The organism is Lentibacillus sp. JNUCC-1 (assembly GCF_009741735.1).
Taxonomy (GTDB): Bacteria; Bacillota; Bacilli; order Bacillales; family Amphibacillaceae; genus Lentibacillus_B.
The window spans coordinates 339,209-362,916 of the sequence record NZ_WHOH01000003.1; the positions used below are offsets into that span (position 1 = coordinate 339,209).

Sequence of the window (23,708 nt, forward strand, 5' to 3'; positions counted from 1 at the left end):
CATGGGTACATTAGTCAGACAGGAACTATTCAAATTATATAAAAAGAAATCGACTTTCATTCTATTTGGTGCTGTAACGATAATAATGATATTCATTTCTGTTGTTTCTAAAACAAAACCGGATATCTTTGAACCTAAAAGTATGTTTACCTCTGCATATGCCGCTTATGCCTGGATCGTTTTTATCATGATTATTCAGGCCAGTACAATCATTACTATGGAATTTCAATACGGGACAATTAAAAACCTTCTTTACCGTAATTATACGAGAACACAGGTGATCATAAGCAAATGTATTACATTGTTTATTTATTCAATCGTTCTATATGCAAGCACATCAATTATAGCAATCATTCTAAAGTTTTTTATGTCCCCCGATTTGGGTTTTTTGGATAAAGCAAATGGAAGTATGAATCTATTACAGACCTTTCTATTCAATGCTTTAGGCAATTTTGTAGGTCTATGGCTGCTGATCAGCCTGGTATTATTATTGTCTTGTGTTTTCAGGAATACCGCAGTTGCCATTGTAATTGGAATTATATTCTACTTTGCTGCCTCCATCGTGTCGGGTATTATGTTCTTGGCTATTGAAAAGTGGGAGATATTAAAATGGAATCCCCTTAATATGTTAAATTTGAGCAACCAAATCAGTAGTGGTGGCGAGATTGCATCATTGACACGATTATCCATAGGCCAGTTATTTGCCGGTAATATTATATATATCATCATTTTTCTTTTTCTGGTTTATGTGGTTTTTAGAAAAAAGAATGTATAACGGAGACCACTATGTGTGAACCTTAGCTGCTGAAGCATGGGGCCGGTTCTCATGCTTCCTTTTTCTAGTACGAAAGCGTCAGAAACGTCTCCATGCTTCCCAAAACATTGGTAATACTATAGAAATGTTATGTTATTAAAGGTGTGTGGGTATTTTTCCTTTAATTTGTATGAAAATAAGGGTATAATTATATCAATATATTGATACAAGGAGTGTAGAGTCATGATCATAAAACCATCAGCAGCATTAAGAAATGATTACTCTGCAATATCGCATCTTGCAAAGGAAACCAAAGAGCCCATATATATAACAAAAAATGGCGAGGGGGATATGGTCCTTATGAGTATTGATGCCTTTGAAAAAAGGGAACAAATTTTACAGCTTCGTTCAAAAGTTCTGCAGGCAGAGCAAGAAAGAATGAGTGGAGCGAAAACCCTTAGTATTTCCGAGACAAGAAGAAGACTAAGTGAGCGGGCAGATGACATATAAAATTGAAATTCTGCCTTCCGCCTGGGAAGATTTAAAAAAGATACAGGATTATTATATGATACAGTTTGATTTGCAAACAGCAAAAAAGGTCAGTAACGGTATAATGAACACGATTGAACGACTGGAGGATTTCCCGGATTCGGGTTCCATGACACCAGATGACTGGTTGAATGAACAAGGTTATCGTATGGTCATTTCTAAAAAGCATGTAGCAATTTATCGTAAGATCGAGGATGCGATTTATATTTATCATATTGCTGATACACAGAGAGAGTATACAAAATTGTTTTATTAATGGGCCAGATCATTCATTGAGAAGTCCCTCTGAATAAAAGTACAAAAACAGTATCTTTTCTCAGCAACACGTGCTATACTTTGAGTAACTTAATTGTTCGTCCTAGCAATACAGGATTAATGTTATAACATCTTAGCTTATATCGTCGTCTTGAATTATAGAAGTGAGCAATCAAAGTAATATACGTGCACAATGCACAACGGAGGAATTTTAGATGAACACAGGTACAGTAAAATGGTTTAACGCAGACAAAGGTTTCGGTTTCATTGAAGTTGAAGGTGGAGACGACGTATTCGTACACTTCTCAGCTATTCAAGGCGAAGGTTTCAAAACTTTAGACGAAGGCCAGCAAGTTACTTTCGACATTGAAGAAGGTAACCGCGGACCACAAGCAGCTAACGTTGTAAAATAATAATTGATCGTGAAAAGCCCTTCTATCGCAGAAGGGCTTTTTATTTTTGTGTGGGAAAATCAACTAGAAGGGTGTCTGTTATCAAAGAGGATTTTGCGTTTTCTTGCTCGAATGGCTCCTAAATTCTATTTGTATGACTTTCGATTATCAGAACGATTTCTTCAGACGTATGATGTCAGAGTGCACACTTATCATCTTTTTATTACAGAACCAGAAGACAAAAGCATCAAGAGACTGACTTTAGTTACTCCTATACTGGCAGCTTACTCCAACCTATCTATTTCAGCTTCAACTTCATCAAACATATCAAATCCCTTAACCATTACAAATTGCCCTGTTGAAAAAGTATCCATATTGCCTTCTTCTGCGCCATCTGCTATGATTTTAGCGCCCTCAGCCATTGTCATAAAGGCCCGTACGGATAAATCATTTAATTCTATAAACTCATCTGGTACAAGACCTTCGTTATCCATCCCTTGTAAAGCCGCAGCAACCAATTGAATTTTAGTTGCATTAAACCTCACATCTGTCTGCCATCTATTCGTTTCTATGACAGACCTATCATTATTTGCCTCACTAAAATTCTCACCAAGGTCACTGAGAATAGTCGATACGCTGTTAAGCGACGAAGACAGATTGCTTAAATAATCAGGTTCCATATCTGTATCAGTACTGGTGGTTTCCGTGTCATTCATTTCCACATCAGCAACGCTATCTGCATTGTCATACAGATCTTTATCTTCTATTGGCAAAATTATATCCTGTTTCTCAGCCAGATTCACAGCTTTTAGCTTCGAATGTGTACCTGTCTCACCAACGTTTCTAAGCTGGTCGTTATCGCTTGTGCAGCCAAACAGTCCCATTACCATAAAAACCAGTACAACAATTGGAATAACCATCTTTTTCATTTCAAATAACTCCTTTTTGTTTTGATGTTCATGCTTAGCAAAACGCGAGAGAAGGAGTTTATAATGTTCATTTTAGTTACTATTTGTGCCATACCGACTACTAATGAAGCGCCCTGTTTACTCCACCCCAATCCCACCAACCGACTGAATCATCGGTATAAAAACCGATGAGATAACCTTAGTATATTCATAAACCGCTTCGGATATATCAAACTCTTCATCTTTCTCGTCTTCCTTGTTCAAATAATGCTGAATCACAGCCAGGCCAAGCAAAGCCATACCGTATTTGTACTGTGATTGAACAACATTAATCTGTTCCGTTTCTTTATGTTTCGCAAGCTCGGCAAGCAAATGATCATTCTCGATATTCACGAAAAAGTCATACGTTCCTTCACCACTGTCAAACACCCGCAATGCGCCCTCGCTTTCCATGAAGATGCTTCTTTGTGGCTAAAATAACAACTCGTATTAAGCTTGTTAAGAAATGTTTTTAAATATGATTGATAATTCTTGATAAAAGTGTTAAAATAATTCAAACATTAAAGTTAAAAAGCCTCTTATGGTGCTTTATAAGGGCGAGTAAATTAGAAACCACACCTCTGTAAAACAACGTTTATTTGATCCACTATTAATCTTTCACATGTTCATGTGACCTTATTCCATTGTGTATTATGCAGCCTTTATCTTTATATCTAACCTCGAAGAAATCAACAATACAACTAACGGCAATTATGTAAGATCACCTAGAACAGCTATTCCAAAAGAAAGGAGGGGTATGATTGTTGCGTTGTCGACTGGCATAAAATAATGAATTCAGGGGGACAAACCAAATGGATGATTTATTTCTATTCTTATTTTTAATATCTTTTGCCGCGTTAATAATAGGTTTAATCAAGCCGGAATTTGCATTGAAATGGCTTCCTGAAAACAAAAGGAATAGGAAATTTGCTGGTATGTATTTCGGGGTAGCCGCAGCATTGTTTTTTGTTTTAGTGGGGGTTACTGTATCACCTGAAAATGAAAGCGCTGTTAAAGGTGATCAGTTAGAGCAAGAAGAAAAAGAAAAAGAAGAGCAGGAGCAACAAGAAGAGGAACAACAAGAAAAGGAAGAACAAGAACGGAGAGAAAGAGAGCAGGAGCAAAAAGAGAAGGAAGAGAAGGAAAAGCAAGAGCAGCAAGAAAAAGAGGAACAAGAACAGAAAGAAAAAGAAGAGGAGGAGAAGAAAGCAAAAGAGCGTGCTGAAAAGGAAAAACAGGAGCAAGAAGAAAAAGCAGCACAGGAACAGAAAGAAAAAGAAAAGCAAGAACAAGTAGAACAAGAGAAGAAGGAACAGCAAAAGAAGGAAAAACAAGAAAAACCAAAAAAGAAAGCAGCAAAGAAAGAAAGTGCTGAAACAATGTCACAACAACAAGCGGTACAGATGGCCAGAAACTATATCAACTACACAGCTTTTTCACAGAGTGGTCTCATAGAACAATTAGAATATGAAGGTTTTAATAAAAAGGATGCCACATACGCAGCAGGAAAAATAGATGTCAATTGGAAAGAGCAAGCAGTGGAGATGGCCAACAATTATTTGGATTACGATGCCTTTTCGAAAAAGGGTTTAATAGAGCAGTTGATGTATGAAGGGTTTAGCAATGATCATGCCGCATATGCTGCTGGAAACGTAACTGTGGATTGGAAAGCACAAGCAGTCAAGATGGCTGAAAACTATTTAAACTATGACGCATTTTCAAGAAGCGGTTTAATAGAGCAGTTGAAATATGAGGGATTCAGTGGTGAAGTAGCTACTTATGCTGCGAATGAAGTCGGTTTGTAGTTTGTTGGAAATCAATAAGCATTTATATGTATCAAAAGCTATTGCAGAAGCACGGGGACGGCTCGAACGGCTCCCGTGCTTCTTTTAGTGATTCGATTTTTTTTAACTTTATTAAGCAGGACTAGCAACCTACTTGATACCTTTCCGCATGAGCTCCCTCTGCAGCTTAAAATAACTTTTGTACACATCAACACGATTGAAATCTATCACTTGGCGTTTGGGAATCTACAATGTAGTTTCCGTACAGTGTTCACTTACATATGAATTGCAGTGTTTTAACCGTTTTTCTGGTATACCTTGAAATAAATACTATTTATGAATTGAGTAGGGTAGAGTTCTCCCTAAAAAAATAAAATTTTCATGTATGCGCTATCTATACTGTGGTACTAAGTTTCAATGAAGCATTCAGTTTCAAAGTATATATAAAAATTGAAAATTTCTTGCTTAAAGATGTTGACGTAATTTTGTTTACTCATTATACTATTCCCTAATAAACAACGACGCTTTATCAAAATAAAGCGACGTCACAAAGTATTTTTAGGATGGGAGGATACATAATAGGTGCTCAACTTGCTTTTAGTTTTCTGAATGATCATAAGAAGATGAAATGAAACAAATTAATCTTTAACTTGATACTTTCTAACTGCATGAAAATATGATAGAAATGAGGTCGTTATGATGGATGATATTACACAAGACTTTGAACGCGAACCTGTCCCAGCACACTTGAGAAGAAATTGGGTGTCATTGAGTCTGGTATGGATAGCAGTCGGCATTGACCTGTCATCCATGCTTCTGGGGGTTCAATTGTCCGGCGGACTCAGTCTATCAAAGGCCATATTCGCCATTATTGTGGGCTCCTTAATATTAGGCGTCATGAGCGGATTTTGCGCTTATATCGGAGCAGTAACCAATTTATCGACAGCCATGATATCGCGAATTGCTTTTGGGGAAAACGGTGCGAAAATAGTTTCAACCGTATTGGCAGTCTCACTTTTGGGCTGGTTTGGTGTCCAAGCTGGTTTTTTTGCACAAAATGCTCAGATGGCTGTCAGCGAAGTTGTTGGCATTAATATAAGTGAGAATATATTGGCCGTTATTGGTGGTCTGTTAATGATGACCACGGCCATTATCGGATACCGCTCCATAGAAAAGTTAAGTATCTTTGCCGTGCCGTTGCTGTTCATTCTGGTTATGCTCTCGTTATATTTAGCCGTGAATAAACACGGCATGCCATCGTGGGAGGCCGTGCCTCAATCGGGCGCGTCACTTTCAACTGGAGTTGCTATTTCACTGGTCATAGGTATTTTTGTCGCTGGTACTGTGACGACCCCAGATGTGTCAAGATGGGCCAAATCCCGCACAGGAGCGTTTATAGCAGCCTTCTTTGGCTTTTTAATTGGCAATTCATTTATGCTTGTCATGGCGGTTTTGCTGTCCAAAGTCATGTCAGAAAGTAATTTGACGTTAATTTTTCTCGGAGTTGGTCTCGGAATTCCATCCTTTTTTGTCTTAACTCTTGCACAATGGACCACCAACACTAACAATCTTTACGGATCAGGATTAGGATTAGCTGTATTATTTCAGAACGTTCCTAAAGGTTTGATGACATTATTTGCTGGTCTATTTGCGACTGGTTTAGCCTTCTTTGGGATTTTTGATCACTTTGAAGCATTCTTAAACTTAATATCAATATTTGTACCACCTATAGGCGGGGTGTATCTATCAGAATACTTTTTCTTGAATAAGCGAAACTTTGCTTTTAACACTGCCATCCAAAATTGGAGAGGTTATTCTATCATTGCCTGGCTGGCAGCATCATTCATATCCTATTTAACATCACCGGCTCCTGCAGGCCTTGAGCTTATGACACTGACAACTGTGCCGGCTCTGGACGGCTTTTTAGCCGCTCTCATACTGCAGGTGATCATTGGTTATGTATGGGGACGTTTTAAAACAACACGATCAACCGAACACTGGGAGGAAGCAAAATGAAAATTGGAATTGATGTAGGCGGTACGAATACCGACTCAGTTTTAATCGATGGAAAAAAGGTGGTAGCGTCAGTTAAAGCCACCACCTCAAAAGATGTGCTTCAAGGCATTACCAATTCACTGCAGAAATTGTTTACACAAGCATCATCAGAGGACGTTGAACTGGTGATGCTTGGGACAACCCATTTTGCCAATGCGCTCGTAGAAAGGAAGGGACTATCGGAAACAGCTGTCATAAGGTTTGGTTATCCTTATGGAAATGCTTTGCCGCCGTTTGTTAATTTCCCCGAACAACTGAAAGCACAAATCAAAGGGCCTGTGTATATGATGCCGGGCGGCCATGAATTCGATGGGAGTCACATTTCACCTTATGATGAAAAACAAGTTTACGAGGTGGCAAAAAAACTCCAGAACGACAACATAAAAGCCGTGGCCATTTCATCCCCGTTCAGTCCTGTGAATAATGAGATCGAACAAAGAACAGCGGATATTCTGAAAGCAGAAATTCCTGATCTTGCGGTTACCATTTCATCAGATATTGGTTCAGTTGGTCTGTTAGAAAGAGAGAATGCTGCCATATTAAACTCGTCATTGCTCCTGACAGCCGAACGCATTGTGAGTGCTTTGAGGCGATCATTAAATGAAATTGGCCTAACCTGTCCATTCTATTTGACACAGAACGACGGCACATTAATGAACGTCGATTACGTCCAGCGTTTTCCTGTATTAACTATTTCTTCCGGACCGACTAACAGCATGCGCGGAGCTTCCTTTTTGTCAAACACGAACAATGCCCTGGTGATCGATGTCGGCGGTACAACAACAGATGTCGGCGTTTTGATCAACGGCTTTCCGCGGCCAGCTGCCAATATTACCGAAATCGCCGGCGTCCGAACGAATTTCCGCATGCCTGACGTATTTTCACTCGGCCTGGGTGGCGGGACAAACGTGCGGTTCAATGACCAGCACCTTCCGATTATTGGCCCAAAAAGCAGCGGCAGCCAAATTCATAAAGACGCTTATATTTTTGGCGGCAGGACGTTAACCATGACCGATATCGTTGTTGCCGCAGGATATCAACAGATCGGGGATGCTCGCAATGTGCCACTAACAAAAAACGCAGCACACGACATCCTCCAGCATGCACGGGACATGCTTTCAGTCACTCTTGACAAAATGAAACCAAGTCGTGAAGAGATACCAGCCATTCTTGTTGGTGGCGGTGCGATTATTTTTAATGACATTACAGAAGGCGTTTCAGAAGTCATTCGTCCTGAACATGCATCAGTTGCAAATGCCATTGGCGCTGCCATTTCGCAAATTGGCGGAGAAGTAGACCAGGTGATTTCGCTTGAAAACCTCTCTCGAGCAGAAGCTGTTGAACAGGTGAAAGAACAAGCAATCGAACAAGCCATCCATGCTGGTGCAGAACCACGATCAGTTGAAATTGTTGAATTCTCGGAAACACCGCTTGCATATTTGCCTGGAAATGCTTCACGCTTTTCAGTCAAGGCGGTAGGTAATTTGAAAGAAGGTCAGATACAATGAATTGGAACATTACAGAACAAGATGCTGAATATATTGCACTAGGTGCCGGCGTACTCGGTACAGGCGGCGGAGGTGACCCATACCTGGCCAAGTTGCAGTTAATTGAAATGCTGCGAGCAGGCCACAAGGTAGAAGTGATCACAAGTGAAGAGGTGAACGACAACCAGCTTGGTTGCGGCATTTCCGGCATGGGCGCACCGACCATTGGTATAGAAAAGCTACCTGTCGGTGATGAAATGTGGCAAACGGTTAAATCACTCCAAAATTATTTACAAAAAGACTTTTCCTTTATTGTTATCGGTGAAATTGGCGGCGGAAATGCGATTGAAGGATTGATTGCTGCCGCATCAGCCAATCTACCGGTAGTTGATGCCGATCCTATGGGACGCGCATTCCCGGAACTGCAGATGGATACATTCATGATTAACGATGTGAGCCCATCCCCATTTGGATTGTCTGACGGAATTGGCAATTCAGCCGTGCTCACCGTCAACGATGCCGAGACGGCCGAACGTGTGGGACGGGCCTTAACCATTGCCATGGGCGGCTCCAGTTCATTGGCACTTCCTGTGATCACCGGACGCCAACTAAAGGACTTCGGCATTCACGGGACGTTATCCTTATGCCATACAATTGGAAAAGCAATCATCCAAGCTAAAAAAGCCAAGAGTGATGTCTTTAAATCTATTGCTGAAGTTGTCCCGGCCAAGCGGCTTTTTACAGGCAAGGTCGTGGACGTTAACCGCAAGACCACCGGCGGCTTTGCCAAAGGAGAAATGATTCTCGAGGGATTAAACGACTTCACTGGATCCGAACTCACCGTCAACATACAGAATGAATTCCTAATGGCGTACCAAGACGGTCGGCCTGTTGCCATGGTACCTGATTTAATCAGTGTACTCGACTTGGAAAGCGGTGATCCCATTGGCACCGAATCACTCAGATATGGCCTGAGACTGGAAGTCATCGGAATGCCAGCCTCACCTAAACTGCAAACAGAAAAGGCGTTGCCAGTTGTTGGACCGAAAGCCTTTGGATATGATATCGAGTTCGAACCGATGGAAATTTAATTTGTGTTAAATAGATATACGTATTGATAAGCCAGGCGTACATAGTAGCCTGGCTTATTTTATGCATTTATTAATAGAATGTATCTCCATGCTTGCGTTTGGGCATATACTCGTGAATAAATCCTGCAGTATTCATGTACATTCATCCTTTTTGTTTCCCGATAGGTGTCAAGCCAAACAAAAAAGCCCTTTTCTGCACGTGAATGCAACTAAAAGGCCTAAGCATCGTTCGTCATCATTCAAAGCAAGCTTTGCTGGAAGGGGCGCCTTATCCATTGTTCAGGTTGCTGTGAAGTCATTGAGCGAGTGCTCTCGTTCAATCTTGATAACCTTATTGAGCACGCATATAATTAATAATTTAATGCTTTTTATAGATTTTTTTCAGATGTTATTCTGTCTCTTTCATTTTTGGTCGAGTGCAAAACCTAATTCCTCCGCTAATTCTAGCAGAAGTACTGTACATCGTTTTGAATATGAATCTGCAAGTCTGCAATATTCATCAAATAGTTTTTCTTCATTTACATATTTAACTCTGTAGATTCCCTTAGTTATTAAGAATGGCTCTTCGCTATTTAGTATTGAAAAAACAAAATAGTAGTAATACTGCTAACCTATCATTCCTTGTTTGCGGCTTGCATTGTCTTGTATGCATTAGAGCTAGTCAAGGAACCCACTTGACAAGCTCTAATGCATACAAGGTAGTGGTCGTCAAGCAAACAAAGGAATAACTGCAGTCATGATTGTTTGATCAAATCCAGCTTATTGACTGTCGCATATGCCATGGCAATAAAATTCTCGGCTGTACGATAACCTCGGGCTTTTCTTTTGACCGCTTGAATCAGACTGTTAGTCCCTTCAATCAGACCGTTGGTCATCTTACTTTCGAACCACCTTAAGATACCATCCTGGTGCCTCTTTAAAGATTTGGCGGCATCAATCATTGGTTTAAGTTGAGAACGTGTTGCCCAATTGTACCATTCGTTAAAGTAGAGTTTGGAAATAATGTAAGACCGTGTCCACATGTTTTGAAGCGATAACTTCATGCGGTATGCGCGTCCTGTTTTTAAGTCCATGTCCTTGAGTTTTTGAAATTGAGCTTCCTGCTTTTTAGTTAGATTTCCCTGGTTTTTCAACCATACGTAGCGTGAATTTTTGAGTTCCGGTTGTGTTGCTTGTTCTTCTCTACGTACTTGATCCAACGCTTCATTGACCAATTTCATTACATGAAATTTATCGAAAGTAATTGAAGCATTTGAGAAGTTCTTTTCAATACCTGATATAAATGATGGAGACATATCACAACAGATATCCTCAATTTGGGAGCGTGAGACCCCTTTATGATCAAGATGGAGGCAGAAATCCTGTAGAACGTCCGCGCCTTTTCCTTTGGTGGCAAATATCAAGCGTTTTGTATCCATATCAATAAAAAGCGTGATATATTTATGCCCTTTGGCGCGAGACGTTTCATCCATGGCAACGCGTTTTAATTCCGATACATCCATGTCTTCCATTGCTTTATTGACATAATAATTAAACACACGCCAAAGGCGAGTATCATGTTCACCAACTTTACGAGCGACTGCGGCAACAGGCATCTCAATCATTAACGATAAAAGATGTTGTTCAAAAAGAAAGGAAAATCCCGCACCAGAGCGTGCCCATTCAATGTGCACTGTCCGTATTTTACCACAAGCATCGCACTTTACTCGTGGCATTCTTGCCCGAAGCAGGGTTTGATACTGCCAGAAATCAAGGTGTCTCCATGTCCGATCTTGATCCAGGGTATCATGAACTTTACATCCAGATTTACCGCAGTTGGGGCAGGAAAATTCGGCCCCTGACCTATATTCAATATAAATGTGCAACGTGTTTTCTTCTTTGGCCAGTTCATGATGAAATACGTACCATGGTTCAGGTATTTCCAGTGCTGACTGAAACACATCATACCGCTCTTGAAAATCTTGCATAACGAATCATCTCCTGGGTAATTTTATAGTTTTTACCCAGTATAGACAGTGTTATGAAACTTTAGACTCAACATTAAATAGCGAGGAAGCTTAAGAATTCATTTGTTTCTTTTGCTTTCAACTCGAAATCATTCTCTTTTAAAATAAAGTATTCAATTTGAGCTTTTATCTCCTCTGGAATTAGATTTTTTGGAATTATGATCGTTACTAAAGCCTGTATATGGGGTGTTTTTAGTTTATTAGATAAGTAGGCACGATGGTTACCGCCATTACTAACTGTATACTTTCCATTTGGAAGTTTACATAGATGAAGCGTGAAAGGAGATTCATTAGTCCAACCGTTTGCGTATACTGATGACTTTAGTTTTTTCATTTTCTCGTCATTTTTAATCTTATTTGGATTAAGTGAAAGACCTATAATATCACGAGGGTCAACCCAGGCTATTCCATAATCAACTGTATCAAATTCATGATATGAATTGATAATTCGTGCTGAATTTTTCCATCGCTTTTTATTTAAGATACCAAACAAAGTATCACCGCCTTTATAAATTATATTTCGCGCCAAGCAAAGTTATTACTATTGAGATGGTTGTCAATCCGATACTTCGCTGGAGGTTTTAAGCGTTTAGAGTCCAACTCCATTATGATTAAAAATTCTATAACTATAGCAGCTGGAGTAAAGAAATTTTTTTGATATACTTAAACCAAAGACATAACGGGGGTAAAACGTATGCCAAAGTGGATTTTCCAAGGGAACCCAAAGCAATTTACTGTGAATAAGGACAAGTTTCCTGATTTACATGATATTAATCAATATGTTAAAGATGGAAAGATCATTGACTGGAGTATTCGGCAAAAACACCATACCCAAGAGATTATGGTAGGGGATCAAGTGTTTATTTGGCGTTCAGATGGCGGTGACAAGAATACAGGCGGCATCATTGCACTGGCTGAAGTGTATTCAGAACCGTCTAGTGAGGATGGAGAGTATCCGCAAGTTGAATTGAAGGTTAAAGAAACCCGATTAAATGAGTCTGAAGGTATGGTTATGCGTCATCACTTAAAAGAGCTGCCCGAAGCCAGTAATTTATTGATTATGCGACTGGCTCAGTTAACCAATTATAAATTAACAGATGACGAGTTTGACATGCTATTAAAGTTTTGGAAGCAGCCTGAACTGCTACGGACAAGGGTTGATAAGTCATTAGTTGAAAAGTATCTGTTGTATTATAAAGAAGAATATGAGGGTTTCTCCAATGAATTTAAATATCTGAAAGAGAGCTATAAATACTTTCAGCAATTCAAAGACCCGGAATACATAAAGACGATGGAATGGGAAGATTTTCAGCTCATTGGTCAGCATGTTAATGCATATCGAATGGCCATTGCCAGGAGTCGTGCCTTTGGTCAGATGAATGCCAATTCAATTGATAAGTATCGTGAAAGCTTTTTGTATTTGGTGCATGGTGACGATCCGTTGGAGAAGCGAATGGATCAATTTTTGAATAATGACCAATATAAATTATTTGGTGTTGGCGCCAATGCACTCAGCGAAATCATCGGCAATATTTTCCCAGAGGCGTACTGCTTTTATAATCAAAGAGATCGTGTAGCGGTTGAAAATGAATTGGACATTAATCCCGGTTACCAAAGAGGGGATACATTTTCAACGAGATTTATGAAGTTTCAACAGGCCATTAAGGCACATAACGTTGCAGAGTTATATGAAAAAATTATCGGTCGAAAAACCGATTTGCCGGTTTATTATGAAGTAGATCAGTTTTTCAGTTTTATTTTTGATAAGAATAAAGACAAGCACTCGCTTGAAAATGAGTTGCCAAAGTATTGGTTAGTTGCTGCAGGAGAGAACGGTAAATATTGGCCGTATTTTAAAGAACAAGAACAAATTTCAATCGGCTGGAACGAACTCGGTGACCTTAGAAAGTATAAAGATAAGAAGGAAATTGCCGAGACGCTTAAAGAAACACACAACTATGAGCACACCCCTAGTAATGATGCCCTTGCCAACGAGCAGTTTGTAAGAGAAATGAAAGAGGGAGACTATGTTTTTGTTAAAATTGGCCGTTCTAAACTGGTTGCTTATGGTCAAGTAACCTCCCCATATCAATATAGCCAAGAAAATGGGGACCAGCATTCCTTTCGTGATGTTGACTGGATTAGAATAGGTGATTGGGATGTGTCAGATTTACCGATACATCAGAAGACACTGACGGATGTTACGGCTTATGAAGATTATTTGAATGATCTTTTACAAAGGATTGAAGTCATTAAAGAACCGGTCGCTGACTATAAAGTAAATGAAAGTGAGCCCTATACGACAGACGATATAACACGGGACCTGTTTATGGATCTTGAAAGTGTAGAAGATGCCATCGAATCATTAGACTATAAAAAGAACATCATCTTACAAGGCCCTCCAGGTGTGGGGAAAACGTTTGTCGCGAAACGGTTGGCTTATTATCACTTAGGCACTAAAACACCGGATCATATTGAAATGATACAGTTTCACCAATCCTATTCCTATGAAGAATTCATTCGTGGATTCAAACCTGATACGGATGGTAATTTTGTCCTTCAAGACGGTTTATTTTATCAATTTTGTAAAAAGGCTCAGGAGCACCCTGAAGAGAACTTCTATTTCATTATTGATGAAATCAACCGCGGCAACTTATCAAAAATATTTGGTGAAGTCATGATGCTTATCGAAGCCGATAAGCGTGGAAAGGAATTCGAAATTCAAACGACATATAGTCAAGCGGGCGAGCAATTTTATATTCCTGAAAATGTATACGTCATTGGCACGATGAATACAGCAGATCGGTCGCTAGCCATGGTCGATTATGCACTGCGCCGGCGGTTTGCATTTATCGATTTACAGCCTGGGTTTGAAACAGACTCATTCAAAGCATTCCTGCAAACTAAAGGCGTTAGCCAAGGTTTTATTGAAACAATCGTTTCACTTATGAGAGAGATTAATACAGAGATCGTGAATGACAAAGTCAATCTCGGTAAAGGATTTGAAATTGGCCATAGTTATTTCACGCCAGATCAAGATATTCAGGATGAACAAGCTTGGTTTGAACGCGTTCTACGGCTCGAAGTAGAGCCGCTACTAAAAGAATATTGGTTTGATCAGGAGGATAAGGTTGATGAACTCCTCAGTAGATATCAGTAGAATACCAGTCAAAAACATCTACTATATGCTGGCGTACGCATGGGATCACCCTTATGAAAGTCGAATGATCGACGTATTTGGTGAAGATGAGAAAGACATTATCAATTTATTAAGCAAGATCCTGATCATCAAGGTAAAGCCTTTAATCAAAAGAGGTTTTTACAGAGAGTATCAACCGCTTAATGAAGAATCAGGCGTTCTCCGAGGTAAAGTACTTTTCAAAGAATCGATTGAGAAGTTCTCTTATAAAAGAGGGAAAATGCACGTCGAACATGAAGAACTTTCATATGATATTTTGCATAATCAATTAATCAAAGCAACGATGATGAGACTATGCATGTATGAACACCTGGAAACGAAATATCATGATGAGCTAACACAGCTATTGTTATATTTTCGCAGTGTTTCAACCATTGATTTAAAGCCAAAATTATTTCATCAGGTTACATTGCACAGAAATAACCAACATTACCGGTTTGTATTAAACATTTGCCAGTTTATATCGGAAAACGTCCTGTTGCATGAGGGTACAGGACATTCCGCCTTTTATGATTTCTCCCGGGACCATATGAAAATGGCAAGGTTGTTTGAGAACTTTGTAAAGAACTTTTACCGACGTGAGTACCCAGGCTCCAATGCCAGAAGCGAAATACTCGACTGGGGGGCGAAGGGTGAGAATATCGAAAATCTGCCACTCATGCACACAGATATCTCCATGGAAGTTGGCGATCAGAAATACATTATTGACACGAAGTTCTATCAGCACGGATTAGTAGAATATAAGGGAAAGGAAATTGTCCGAAGTGGGCATTTGTATCAGATTTACGCGTATTTAGAGAATGACAAGCGAAAGCGGAAGGGTGACCAGGCGGTAGGGATTTTGTTGTACCCGAGGGTGAACCAGACGTTTGCGTTGGAGTATGAGGTGCAGGGGTTTGTTGTGAAAGTTTGTAGTGTTGATTTAGCGGTTAATTGGAGGGTGATTGAGGAGAGGTTGAGGAGGATTTTGGTTGAGGGGTTATTTTAGGTCAGGGTACTGACACTTGTTTTCACCAATTTTAAAAGCTAAAAGTGTTAAAAACTACTTGGTGGTTACACCTTTATATCATAGGAGGGGTTTTAATGAGTAAAAAATTAAAAGACGTATTGAAACAAAATGAAATTAATCCAGAACACCTATCCGTATCAGATATTAAAAAAGTATCTAAACTACGACAAGAGTTGAATGATGATAATTTGGCTCAAGAATACTTTAAGTTTTTTGCGGGAGCATTACCTGAAATGTTAACAACTTTAAGAGATTTTGCTTCACAACACTTAGGTAAAGAGGTTATTGAGTCAATCAATAAGAGAATAGAAACATTAAATAAAATATATGAAACTGAAAAAGATATAGAAATATTAAAAATGATACAAGAAGAAATATCTGACTTATTTGACAGAGTTGAAAGGGAAGCTGATAAACAAAGGGATTGGTTATTGAAATTATCATATGGTGCAATCGGATCTGCTGCACTACTTGGAAGTGTTGCTATCGGTGTTAAAAATAAGGAAACTGGTAAAAAAAATAGCCGAAGAAGGAATGAAGCTAATAAGAAGGGGGTAAGTATTTTGCTTTGGTAATTGTGGAAATTATTAAATGAGAGTCGCTTAATTAAAGGGTGAAGTTAGGAATCTATCTCGTGAATGCGGCATGATTTCTTTAGATGACAGTTATGGTTGTATAGATTAATTCGTTTAACATAAAAAAGTTACTATTCGGTAGGGTTTTTATGCTGATCCTTCTACACGGGTTTCTCGTAGAGAGAAATCCAAACGTTATCAGAACAGTCGAAGTGTCTAGTATGACCATATACACAACCATATTTCCTAGAACGAAATTAAAGGATTTTCTTGCAAGGGAAGAATCCAAAAAGCCTGGATGTTATATGCTGCTTGGCGACGACATGAATAATCCTGATAAAATGAGAGTCTATGTTGGAGAAGGGGAATCAGTCGACTCAAGACTTAAAAGCCATGCTTATGGTGAAAAACAGAGAGATTTTTGGAATGAGGCGATTGTGTTTACATCAAAAGATGATTACATTACCAAGACGCAAATTCAATACCTTGAAGCCGAAATACACAAGCTCGTTTATGACGCTGGTCAAGCAGAATTAGATAATACTCAAAGGCCCTCTAGTCCAAATTTGTCGGAAGTGGATACAGCGGAAATGGAGCATTTTTTAGATGCCATTAAATTGATTTTATCATCCATTGGTGTCGATATTCTTGAACCAAATAAAATTAAACCAGTTGAAAAGTCTGCTGAAGAAGTGACTGTCTATCACTTTGGGGTAAATGGTGCAAAGGCTGAGATGAAAATTGAAGAAGATAAGTATATTGTTCTCCAAGGCTCAACCGCTGTAATGAAAGATCGCCCTTCTATCAATCCAGCAATTAAGAAAATGAGGGATTCATTGGTTGCTAGTGGTGTATTGCGTGAAAATGACAACAAAGGCCTCTATGAATTTACAGTCGATTACATATTTAACAGTCCGAGCTATGCAGCTGCGGCTATAGCGGGGGGAACGGAAAATGGACGAAGACAGTGGAAGTATCATGGTAAGTCATTAAATGATATGGAGTTGGAGGAATTAGATTAGATTTGAAATTGGGGAGTTATTTCTAGTGTAGTAATACTTTTAAGGGTGAAGGATATTCAATTTGTTTTTACTCGCTTAGAAGAAGAGGAGGAGAAAGGCAAATGAAAAAGGAACTAGTAAGTTACAGGTTAGGTGGATGGTGTTATTACGGTGTCAACACTGCACAAAACCCTGCATTTAAGGACACAGATCATGTAGGTAAATTTATGACGTTTGGAAAAGGCGATATCTCAAATGATACCCAGGAAATAATACTCAAAGCAATTAAACAAGGGGTCACGCCATTAATTAAACACACCGATCCTGAGACACAAGAGGTTAATTCATATGCAAAAGACGCATCCAAAGATGACTGGGTCATCATTTGGTATTCCACTGATGAAGACAAACACTTAAAGGGTTTAGCGAAATTTTTAATTGATCATGGCCTAGTGAGGAAAACCAAAACGGGTAGATACTATAATATTTCATTTAAATATGACACACAAACCCAAAAAGGAGAATATGGAGAGCAATTTAAACCGCCGATTGCTTTAAAAGATTTAATGGATTTGAATACAGGGGAATTCTATTAAACTTCAAAGAAAGACTTACCAGGAAAATTAAAGCTGACGTTGCAACGACTCTTATGGAAATAAAGTAAGGGTTCTTTTTACTACTATGATATAATGGATGTAGACTTATAGTCCTATTTTAGGTTAATGCACAAAAAAGGTAGGAGGGTATGAATTGAGCAAAAGCCACTTATCTGAAGAAGATATCAAAGCAAGATATATAACACCGGCAGTAACAAATGCTGGTTGGGATCTACATTCACAGGTTAGATTTGAATATCCATTTACTGCTGGAAGAATAATTGTGCGTGGAAATATGTCAGCGCGCGGAAGTAAAAAGCGTGCGGATTATATGCTTTCTTACAAAAGTAATTTACCTTTAGCGATTATAGAAGCGAAGGATAACAATCATTCTATCGGAGCAGGCTTACAACAAGCTATAGACTATGCAAAGCATCTTGATATACCTTATGTATATGCGTCGAATGGTGATGCGTTTGTGGAACAAAATTTGTTAACGGGTGAAGTTAAGGAAATTCCGCTAAATGATTTTCCGTCACCAAGTGCTTTATATCAACGTTATAAACAAGATAAAAACATAACAGACGATGAAGAACAAGTCATGTTAGAACCATATTATTACATTCCAGGTTATAAAGAGCCGCGTTATTATCAGCGTGTAGCAATTAATCGTACTGTAGAAGCTGTTGCAAAAGGAAAAGACAGGGTCCTATTAGTATCCGCAACAGGAACGGGTAAAACATTTATGGCCTTTCAAATTATACATAGGCTTTGGAAGTCTAATGCGAAAAAGCGAATTTTGTTTTTAGCGGATAGAAATGTTTTAGTAGATCAAACGATTTCAGGTGATTTCAAACCATTTGAAGGCAGTATGACAAAGGTGCAAAAAAGGAAGCTAGATAGTTCTTACGAGATTTATTTAGCTTTGTATCAGCAATTAGTGGGCGATGATGGCGAAGAAGCTTTTAGACAGTTTCAACCAAATTTCTTTGATTTAATTGTAATAGATGAGTGTCATCGTGGTAGTGCTAAAGAAGATTCAGCATGGAGAAAAGTGTTGGAATATTTTTCTTCAGCCACACATATTGGTTGTACGGCGACCCCTATTGAAACAGAAGAAGCGTCTAGTATAACCTATTTTGGTGAGCCGATTTATGAGTACTCTTTAAAACAGGGAATCGATGATGGCTTTTTGGCACCGTATAAAGTTATTAGAATTGGGTTGGATAAAGACTTGGAAGGATACCGTCCTGAATCTGGAAAAGTAGACAGGTATGGATATGCAATAGAGGACCGTGAATATAATGTAAAAGATTATGATAGAAAACTGGTAATTGATGACAGAACGAAAACAGTAGCAAAAAAGATAACAGAGTTTCTTAAAAATAAAAATAGGTTTAGCAAGACCATCGTGTTCTGTGTAGACGTTGAACATGCAGAAAGAATGCGCCAAGCGTTGATCAATGAAAATACGGATTTGTATAAAGAAGATCATCGTTACGTTATGCGCATAACAGGAGATAACGACGAGGGCAAGGCACAGTTAGAAAATTTCATTGATGAAGAAAGCCCTTATCCTGTTATAGCTGTAACCAGTAAACTCATGTCAACTGGTGTTGACGCTAAGATGTGTGAATTAATCGTATTAGAAAACAATATCAACAGTATGACAGAATTCAAACAAATCATCGGTCGAGGAACAAGACTTTTAGAGGAATATGGTAAAACATACTTTACGATTATGGACTTTCGCAATGTGAGCCGTCATTTCGCAGATCCTGATTTTGATGGGACGCCTGAAGTAGTGATGGATGTTACAGAGGAAGATCCAGTATATGATTCTAATCCAGAAGACCAACCAGAAGAAGGAAATTATGATGGGTTTGATGGGAATGACGTTATAACAGATCCACCTTACGACTTCCCACCTGAAGATATAGATGGGGAAGAAGAACCTAGGAAATACTATGTAGGTGATGTCCCTGTAAATGTTATCTCTGAACGTGTCCAATACATGGATAGAGACGGAAAGTTGATTACTGAAAGTCTTATAGATTATACAAAGAAAAATATTATAGAACAATATGCGAAATTGGATGACTTTCTTCAGAGATGGACACACGCAGAGCGAAAACGGGCTATTTTAGATGAATTAGAAAGTAATGGTGTTTTTTTAGAAGCAGTACAAGAAGAAATAGGGAGAGAGGACCTTGATGAATTTGATTTAATATGTCATTTGGCATATGACAAGCCTCCCCTAACAAAAAAGGAAAGAGTAGAGAACGTAAAGAAGCGTCATTACCTGTATAAGTATTCTGATACAGCCCAAGAAGTCATCCAAGCATTACTGGATAAGTATGCAGATGATGGAATCAAAGAAATAGAAGATACTCGAGTTTTAGAATTACAGGAGTTTAGTGAAATAGGTAGTCCCTTAAAGATTGTTAAGGAATTTGGCGGAAAACAAGGTTATTTAGAGGCTGTAAAAGAGTTAACAGATGAATTATATTATGCATAAAGGCGGTTTAGATGAGCATGAGTGGATTTGTAAAAAGAATACAAAATGTCATGAGAAATGATTCAGGTGTTAATGGGGATGCACAAAGAATTGAACAAATTGTTTGGATGCTATTTTTGAAAATATATGATGCAAAAGAACAAATTTGGGAATTGTACGAAGATGATTACCAATCCATTATTCCTGATGGCTACAAATGGAGAGATTGGGCGGTTGATGAGAAAGATGGTGAAGCATTAACAGGTGAATCATTATTGGAATTTGTGAACAATCAGTTGTTTCCAACGTTGAAAGGTATTGAGATTGACGAAACAACCCCTATTCACAAAGTGATTGTAAAAACAGCATTTGAAGATGCCAATAATTATCAAAAAGATGGTGTGTTACTTAGACAAGTCGTTAATATAATTGATGAAATTGATTTTACAGAGTACAAAGAACGGAACGAGTTTGGTGCTATTTACGAATCTTTTCTAAAAGACTTGCAAAGTGCCGGTAATGCAGGTGAGTTTTATACACCACGTGCAGTAACAGATTTTATGGTAAAAGTAGTCGATCCAGTGTTAGGGGAGAAAATTGCAGACTTTGCTAGTGGGACAGGCGGCTTTTTAACATCAGCCTTAAATGCTTTAGAAAAACAGATCGGCAATTCTTTAGAGAACCGGGAATTATATAACCAATCAGTTCATGGGATTGAGAAGAAATCATTGCCTTATTTGTTGTCTTTAACTAATATGTTGATTCATGATATCGATGAGCCGTACATATTACATGATAACTCTTTAGAAACAAACTATCGCGACATGCGAAAGATGGAAGCCTATGATGTTATTTTAATGAATCCACCGTATGGTGGAAGTGAAAAAGAAAGTGTAAAGGCTAATTTCCCTACAGAGTTGAGAAGTTCAGAAACCGCTGACTTGTTTATGAATGTTATTATGTATCGTCTCAAAAGAAATGGAAGAGCAGCTGTTATTATTCCAGATGGTTTTCTCTTTGGAACCGATAATGCGAAATATAATATTAAACAAAAATTATTTAACGAATTTAATGTGCATACGGTCGTAAGAATGCCGCCAAGTGTATTTGCTCCATATACTTCTATTCAAACGAATATTATCTTTTTTGATAACAAAGGTTCAACAAAAGAAACGTGGTTTTACCGAGTGGATATGCCTGAAGGGTATAAACACTTCTCTAAAACACGTCCTATGAAACTAGAACACTTTCAAGGAGCCATGGACTGGTGGAATAATCGAGAAGAGATTGAAGTTGATGGTCATCCAAAAGCGAAGTGTTACAGCTTAGAAGAGATTGAAGCAGGAAATTACAACATTGATTTATGCGGCACACCTCAAAAAGAGGAAATTATTTTAGATCCTTTGGATTTAATACAAGAATATCAAGAAAAACGTGCCTCTTTAAATGATGAAATCGACTATGTATTAAAACAGATTACATCGTTAATTGGAGGTAAGGAATAAATGAACGCACAAGATTTGAAAAATAGTATTTTGCAATTGGCAATTAAAGGGAAATTAGTGGAACAGCGAGAAGAGGAAGGAACAGCGGAAGAGCTTTATAGAAAAGTACAAAGAGAAAAACAACGTTTAATTGAAGAAGAAAAAATTAAAAATCGGAAGAAACTACCAGAGATCGCTGAAGATGAAATTCCATTTGAAATTCCTGATAATTGGAAGTGGATAAGATTAAATGACGTAGGTATAACTCAAACTGGCAATACACCCCCAAGGAAACACCCAGAAAATTTTGGTGATTATATACCCTTTATTTCACCTGCTGATATATTAAATGGTCAAATAAATTATGAAAATAATGGTCTTTCTGAAGAAGGAATGCAAAAAGGCCGTGTTATTTCCAAGAATTCAATTTTACAAGTTTGCATAGGTGGGTCTATTGGGAAGTGTGCTATAAATCTACATAAAGTATCTTATAATCAACAGATTAATGCCATACATCCTATTCTTAATGATTATGTATTTATATACCATGTATTGGACTCTGATTTTTTTAATAATGCTATTAAAAGCCACTCCACAGGAACAGCTACCCCAATTATCAATAAGGGAGCGTGGGAAAAGTTAATTATCCCATTGCCACCACTCAAAGAACAAAAACGAATTGTTTCTAAAGTCCAGGAATTAATCCCATTAATTGAACGATATGGCGATGCTTATACAGAAGTGAAGGAATTAAACGAGAAATTTCCTGTTGAAATGGAAAAGTCTATTTTGCAATATGCTATTAAAGGAAAGTTAGTCGAGCAACGTGATGAGGAAGGAACAGCGGAAGAGCTTTATAAACAAATACAAGAAGAGAAGCAGAGGTTAATTGAAGAGGGGAAGATTAAGAAGCAGAAGAAATTACCGGAGATTACTGAAGAAGAAATACCTTTTGAGATACCAGATAGTTGGGAATTAGTTAGGTTAGGAGACATTATAGAATTAATATCTGGTCAAGATATGCCTTCTAGCATGTATAATGAAAAAGAAAAAGGTATTCCATATATAACTGGAGCAAGTAATATAAAAGAATCTAAAGTAATTATTAATCGTTGGATTGAAAGTCCAAGGTCCGTGGCTTTAGAAGGAGATTTATTGTTAACTTGTAAAGGAACAGTTGGTGAAACAGCAATTTTATGTGAAAAAAAAGTACATATAGCTAGACAACTGATGGCCATACGACCTATTTTGTGTGATGTTAATTATTTAGAGTTTTTTATTAATAGTTATATAAATAAATTGAAGAAAAAAGCAAAAAGTATGATACCAGGAATAAACAGAAAAGATGTTTTAGAAATTATTATACCATTGCCGCCCCTCCAAGAGCAAAATCGTATAGTGAATGGAATTGAAGAAATATTCCCATACAATAAACAACTAATGAAAAAATAGTTATTGTTATAGGTATCAATCCCCCACCCTGCTAATGATTTAACGTAATAAACAACTAAATTAAGCTTTCATCCGAAGGGACCGAAGGTGAGGAAGTATAGGATCGGTTCTCGTGCTTCCTCATCTCTTATTGATTGAATTAGAACCTTATACGGTTATCGACTATTTATTGCTAGAGCTTTAAAGCAGAGGGAGGCTGTTGTCAATCTCAATAATCTTGTTGTAATTATGAAGGGTTGAAACAGCATAATGAAGCGGGTGAGATTGCTTACCATGAAAAGAGACAACGGATGAACAGGGAGTAGCTGACTTCAAACGGTAAAATAATCATGGCTCCATACTCTAGGCAGGGAACCATGATATTTTTTTGCATTATGATATCTGAGTTGTTATACGATAAAAAGACAGGCTTAATGGTTTTACCGCTCTTCATATCTTCAAGTGCCTGATTCAACTCATCAATAGGATGCTTTTTAATAAGTTTATCAAATGTGAATCGCTCCTCTTTATAATATGAAATCAACTGAGGAATAAATACACAGATAACCCTTGAGTCTCTCCGGTAACGGTACGAT

At 38.2% G+C, this 23,708-nt stretch carries 21 protein-coding genes; 16 read left to right on the forward strand and 5 right to left on the reverse strand.

The genetic code is table 11. The annotated features are described in order from the left end of the window. The first annotated feature begins 1 nt into the window (after position 1). The 4 genes from JNUCC1_RS12135 to JNUCC1_RS12150 all read left to right on the forward strand — a co-directional run bounded on the left by JNUCC1_RS12135 (position 2) and on the right by JNUCC1_RS12150 (position 1,971). Positions 2 to 775 carry an ABC transporter permease gene (locus tag JNUCC1_RS12135; RefSeq protein ID WP_156645735.1) on the forward strand — a complete coding sequence of 258 codons (774 nt, stop codon included), beginning with the start codon at positions 2 to 4 and terminating at the stop codon, positions 773 to 775. 222 nt (positions 776 to 997) lie between these two features. After that, on the forward strand, positions 998 to 1,264 hold the full coding sequence (locus JNUCC1_RS12140; RefSeq protein ID WP_156645736.1) for a type II toxin-antitoxin system Phd/YefM family antitoxin: 267 nt from the start codon (positions 998 to 1,000) through the stop codon (positions 1,262 to 1,264). Beyond that, the gene (locus JNUCC1_RS12145; protein ID WP_156645737.1) at positions 1,254 to 1,559 is read left to right on the forward strand and encodes a type II toxin-antitoxin system RelE/ParE family toxin; all 306 of its coding nucleotides are present in this window, start codon (positions 1,254 to 1,256) and stop codon (positions 1,557 to 1,559) included. Before JNUCC1_RS12140 ends, JNUCC1_RS12145 begins: the two co-directional genes overlap by 11 nt. Before the next feature lie 214 nt (positions 1,560 to 1,773). Further along, positions 1,774 to 1,971, forward strand: a complete 198-nt coding sequence (locus JNUCC1_RS12150) for a cold-shock protein (RefSeq protein WP_156645738.1) — start codon at positions 1,774 to 1,776, stop codon at positions 1,969 to 1,971. A 263-nt stretch (positions 1,972 to 2,234) separates the two neighbouring features. On the opposite strand, the gene JNUCC1_RS12155 is transcribed toward JNUCC1_RS12150, so the two are convergent. Continuing rightward, positions 2,235 to 2,879: a hypothetical protein gene (locus JNUCC1_RS12155; RefSeq protein ID WP_156645739.1), complete on the reverse strand. Its 645-nt coding sequence runs from the start codon at positions 2,877 to 2,879 to the stop codon at positions 2,235 to 2,237. A gap of 117 nt (positions 2,880 to 2,996) precedes the next feature. Beyond that, a complete protein-coding gene (locus tag JNUCC1_RS12160; protein ID WP_156645740.1) occupies positions 2,997 to 3,311 on the reverse strand; it encodes a hypothetical protein in 315 nt (104 codons plus the stop codon). A gap of 398 nt (positions 3,312 to 3,709) precedes the next feature. On the opposite strand from JNUCC1_RS12160, the gene JNUCC1_RS12165 reads away from it, so the two are divergent. The 4 genes from JNUCC1_RS12165 (at position 3,710) to JNUCC1_RS12180 (ending at position 9,314) form a co-directional block, all read left to right on the forward strand. Continuing rightward, positions 3,710 to 4,702: an Ltp family lipoprotein gene (locus JNUCC1_RS12165; RefSeq protein ID WP_197431729.1), complete on the forward strand. Its 993-nt coding sequence runs from the start codon at positions 3,710 to 3,712 to the stop codon at positions 4,700 to 4,702. A gap of 675 nt (positions 4,703 to 5,377) precedes the next feature. Then, a complete protein-coding gene (locus tag JNUCC1_RS12170) occupies positions 5,378 to 6,697 on the forward strand; it encodes a cytosine permease (RefSeq protein ID WP_156645741.1) in 1,320 nt (439 codons plus the stop codon). After that, positions 6,694 to 8,244 carry a hydantoinase/oxoprolinase N-terminal domain-containing protein gene (locus JNUCC1_RS12175; RefSeq protein WP_156645742.1) on the forward strand — a complete coding sequence of 517 codons (1,551 nt, stop codon included), beginning with the start codon at positions 6,694 to 6,696 and terminating at the stop codon, positions 8,242 to 8,244. Before JNUCC1_RS12170 ends, JNUCC1_RS12175 begins: the two co-directional genes overlap by 4 nt. Then, positions 8,241 to 9,314 (forward strand): DUF917 domain-containing protein, encoded by a 1,074-nt coding sequence (locus JNUCC1_RS12180; RefSeq protein WP_156645743.1) that lies wholly within the window; start codon positions 8,241 to 8,243, stop codon positions 9,312 to 9,314. Before JNUCC1_RS12175 ends, JNUCC1_RS12180 begins: the two co-directional genes overlap by 4 nt. 734 nt (positions 9,315 to 10,048) lie before the next feature. Here JNUCC1_RS12180 and JNUCC1_RS12185 read toward each other — a convergent pair. Together JNUCC1_RS12185 and JNUCC1_RS12190 are read right to left on the reverse strand one after the other, a co-directional pair. Continuing rightward, positions 10,049 to 11,281, reverse strand: a complete 1,233-nt coding sequence (locus tag JNUCC1_RS12185; protein WP_156645744.1) for an ISL3 family transposase — start codon at positions 11,279 to 11,281, stop codon at positions 10,049 to 10,051. Between the two features lie 73 nt (positions 11,282 to 11,354). Continuing rightward, the gene (locus tag JNUCC1_RS12190; RefSeq protein ID WP_156645745.1) at positions 11,355 to 11,813 is read right to left on the reverse strand and encodes a hypothetical protein; all 459 of its coding nucleotides are present in this window, start codon (positions 11,811 to 11,813) and stop codon (positions 11,355 to 11,357) included. 201 nt (positions 11,814 to 12,014) lie between these two features. On the opposite strand from JNUCC1_RS12190, the gene JNUCC1_RS12195 reads away from it, so the two are divergent. The 8 genes from JNUCC1_RS12195 (at position 12,015) to JNUCC1_RS12230 (ending at position 23,133) form a co-directional block, all read left to right on the forward strand. Beyond that, entirely contained in the window at positions 12,015 to 14,480 is a 2,466-nt protein-coding gene (locus JNUCC1_RS12195) for an AAA family ATPase (protein WP_156645746.1), read from the forward strand. Further along, positions 14,455 to 15,507, forward strand: coding sequence for a 5-methylcytosine restriction system specificity protein McrC (locus tag JNUCC1_RS12200; protein ID WP_156645747.1), 1,053 nt, complete (start codon positions 14,455 to 14,457; stop codon positions 15,505 to 15,507). The genes JNUCC1_RS12195 and JNUCC1_RS12200 overlap by 26 nt, the downstream gene beginning before the upstream one ends. Before the next feature lie 95 nt (positions 15,508 to 15,602). Continuing rightward, positions 15,603 to 16,103, forward strand: a complete 501-nt coding sequence (locus tag JNUCC1_RS12205) for a hypothetical protein (RefSeq protein WP_156645748.1) — start codon at positions 15,603 to 15,605, stop codon at positions 16,101 to 16,103. 149 nt (positions 16,104 to 16,252) lie between these two features. Beyond that, positions 16,253 to 17,125, forward strand: a complete 873-nt coding sequence (locus tag JNUCC1_RS12210; protein WP_156645749.1) for a GIY-YIG nuclease family protein — start codon at positions 16,253 to 16,255, stop codon at positions 17,123 to 17,125. 101 nt (positions 17,126 to 17,226) lie between these two features. After that, positions 17,227 to 17,700 carry a hypothetical protein gene (locus tag JNUCC1_RS12215; RefSeq protein WP_156645750.1) on the forward strand — a complete coding sequence of 158 codons (474 nt, stop codon included), beginning with the start codon at positions 17,227 to 17,229 and terminating at the stop codon, positions 17,698 to 17,700. 154 nt (positions 17,701 to 17,854) lie between these two features. Further along, positions 17,855 to 20,218 carry an EcoAI/FtnUII family type I restriction enzme subunit R gene (gene hsdR / locus JNUCC1_RS12220; RefSeq protein WP_156645751.1) on the forward strand — a complete coding sequence of 788 codons (2,364 nt, stop codon included), beginning with the start codon at positions 17,855 to 17,857 and terminating at the stop codon, positions 20,216 to 20,218. 17 nt (positions 20,219 to 20,235) lie between these two features. Next, on the forward strand, positions 20,236 to 21,702 hold the full coding sequence (locus JNUCC1_RS12225; protein WP_231784203.1) for a class I SAM-dependent DNA methyltransferase: 1,467 nt from the start codon (positions 20,236 to 20,238) through the stop codon (positions 21,700 to 21,702). Further along, positions 21,703 to 23,133, forward strand: coding sequence for a restriction endonuclease subunit S (locus JNUCC1_RS12230; protein ID WP_156645753.1), 1,431 nt, complete (start codon positions 21,703 to 21,705; stop codon positions 23,131 to 23,133). Positions 23,134 to 23,401: 268 nt separating this feature from the next. Here the strand turns inward: JNUCC1_RS12230 and JNUCC1_RS18290 are convergent, their stop codons facing one another. After that, a complete protein-coding gene (locus JNUCC1_RS18290; RefSeq protein ID WP_197431730.1) occupies positions 23,402 to 23,656 on the reverse strand; it encodes a hypothetical protein in 255 nt (84 codons plus the stop codon). Between the last annotated feature and the right edge of the window lie 52 nt (positions 23,657 to 23,708).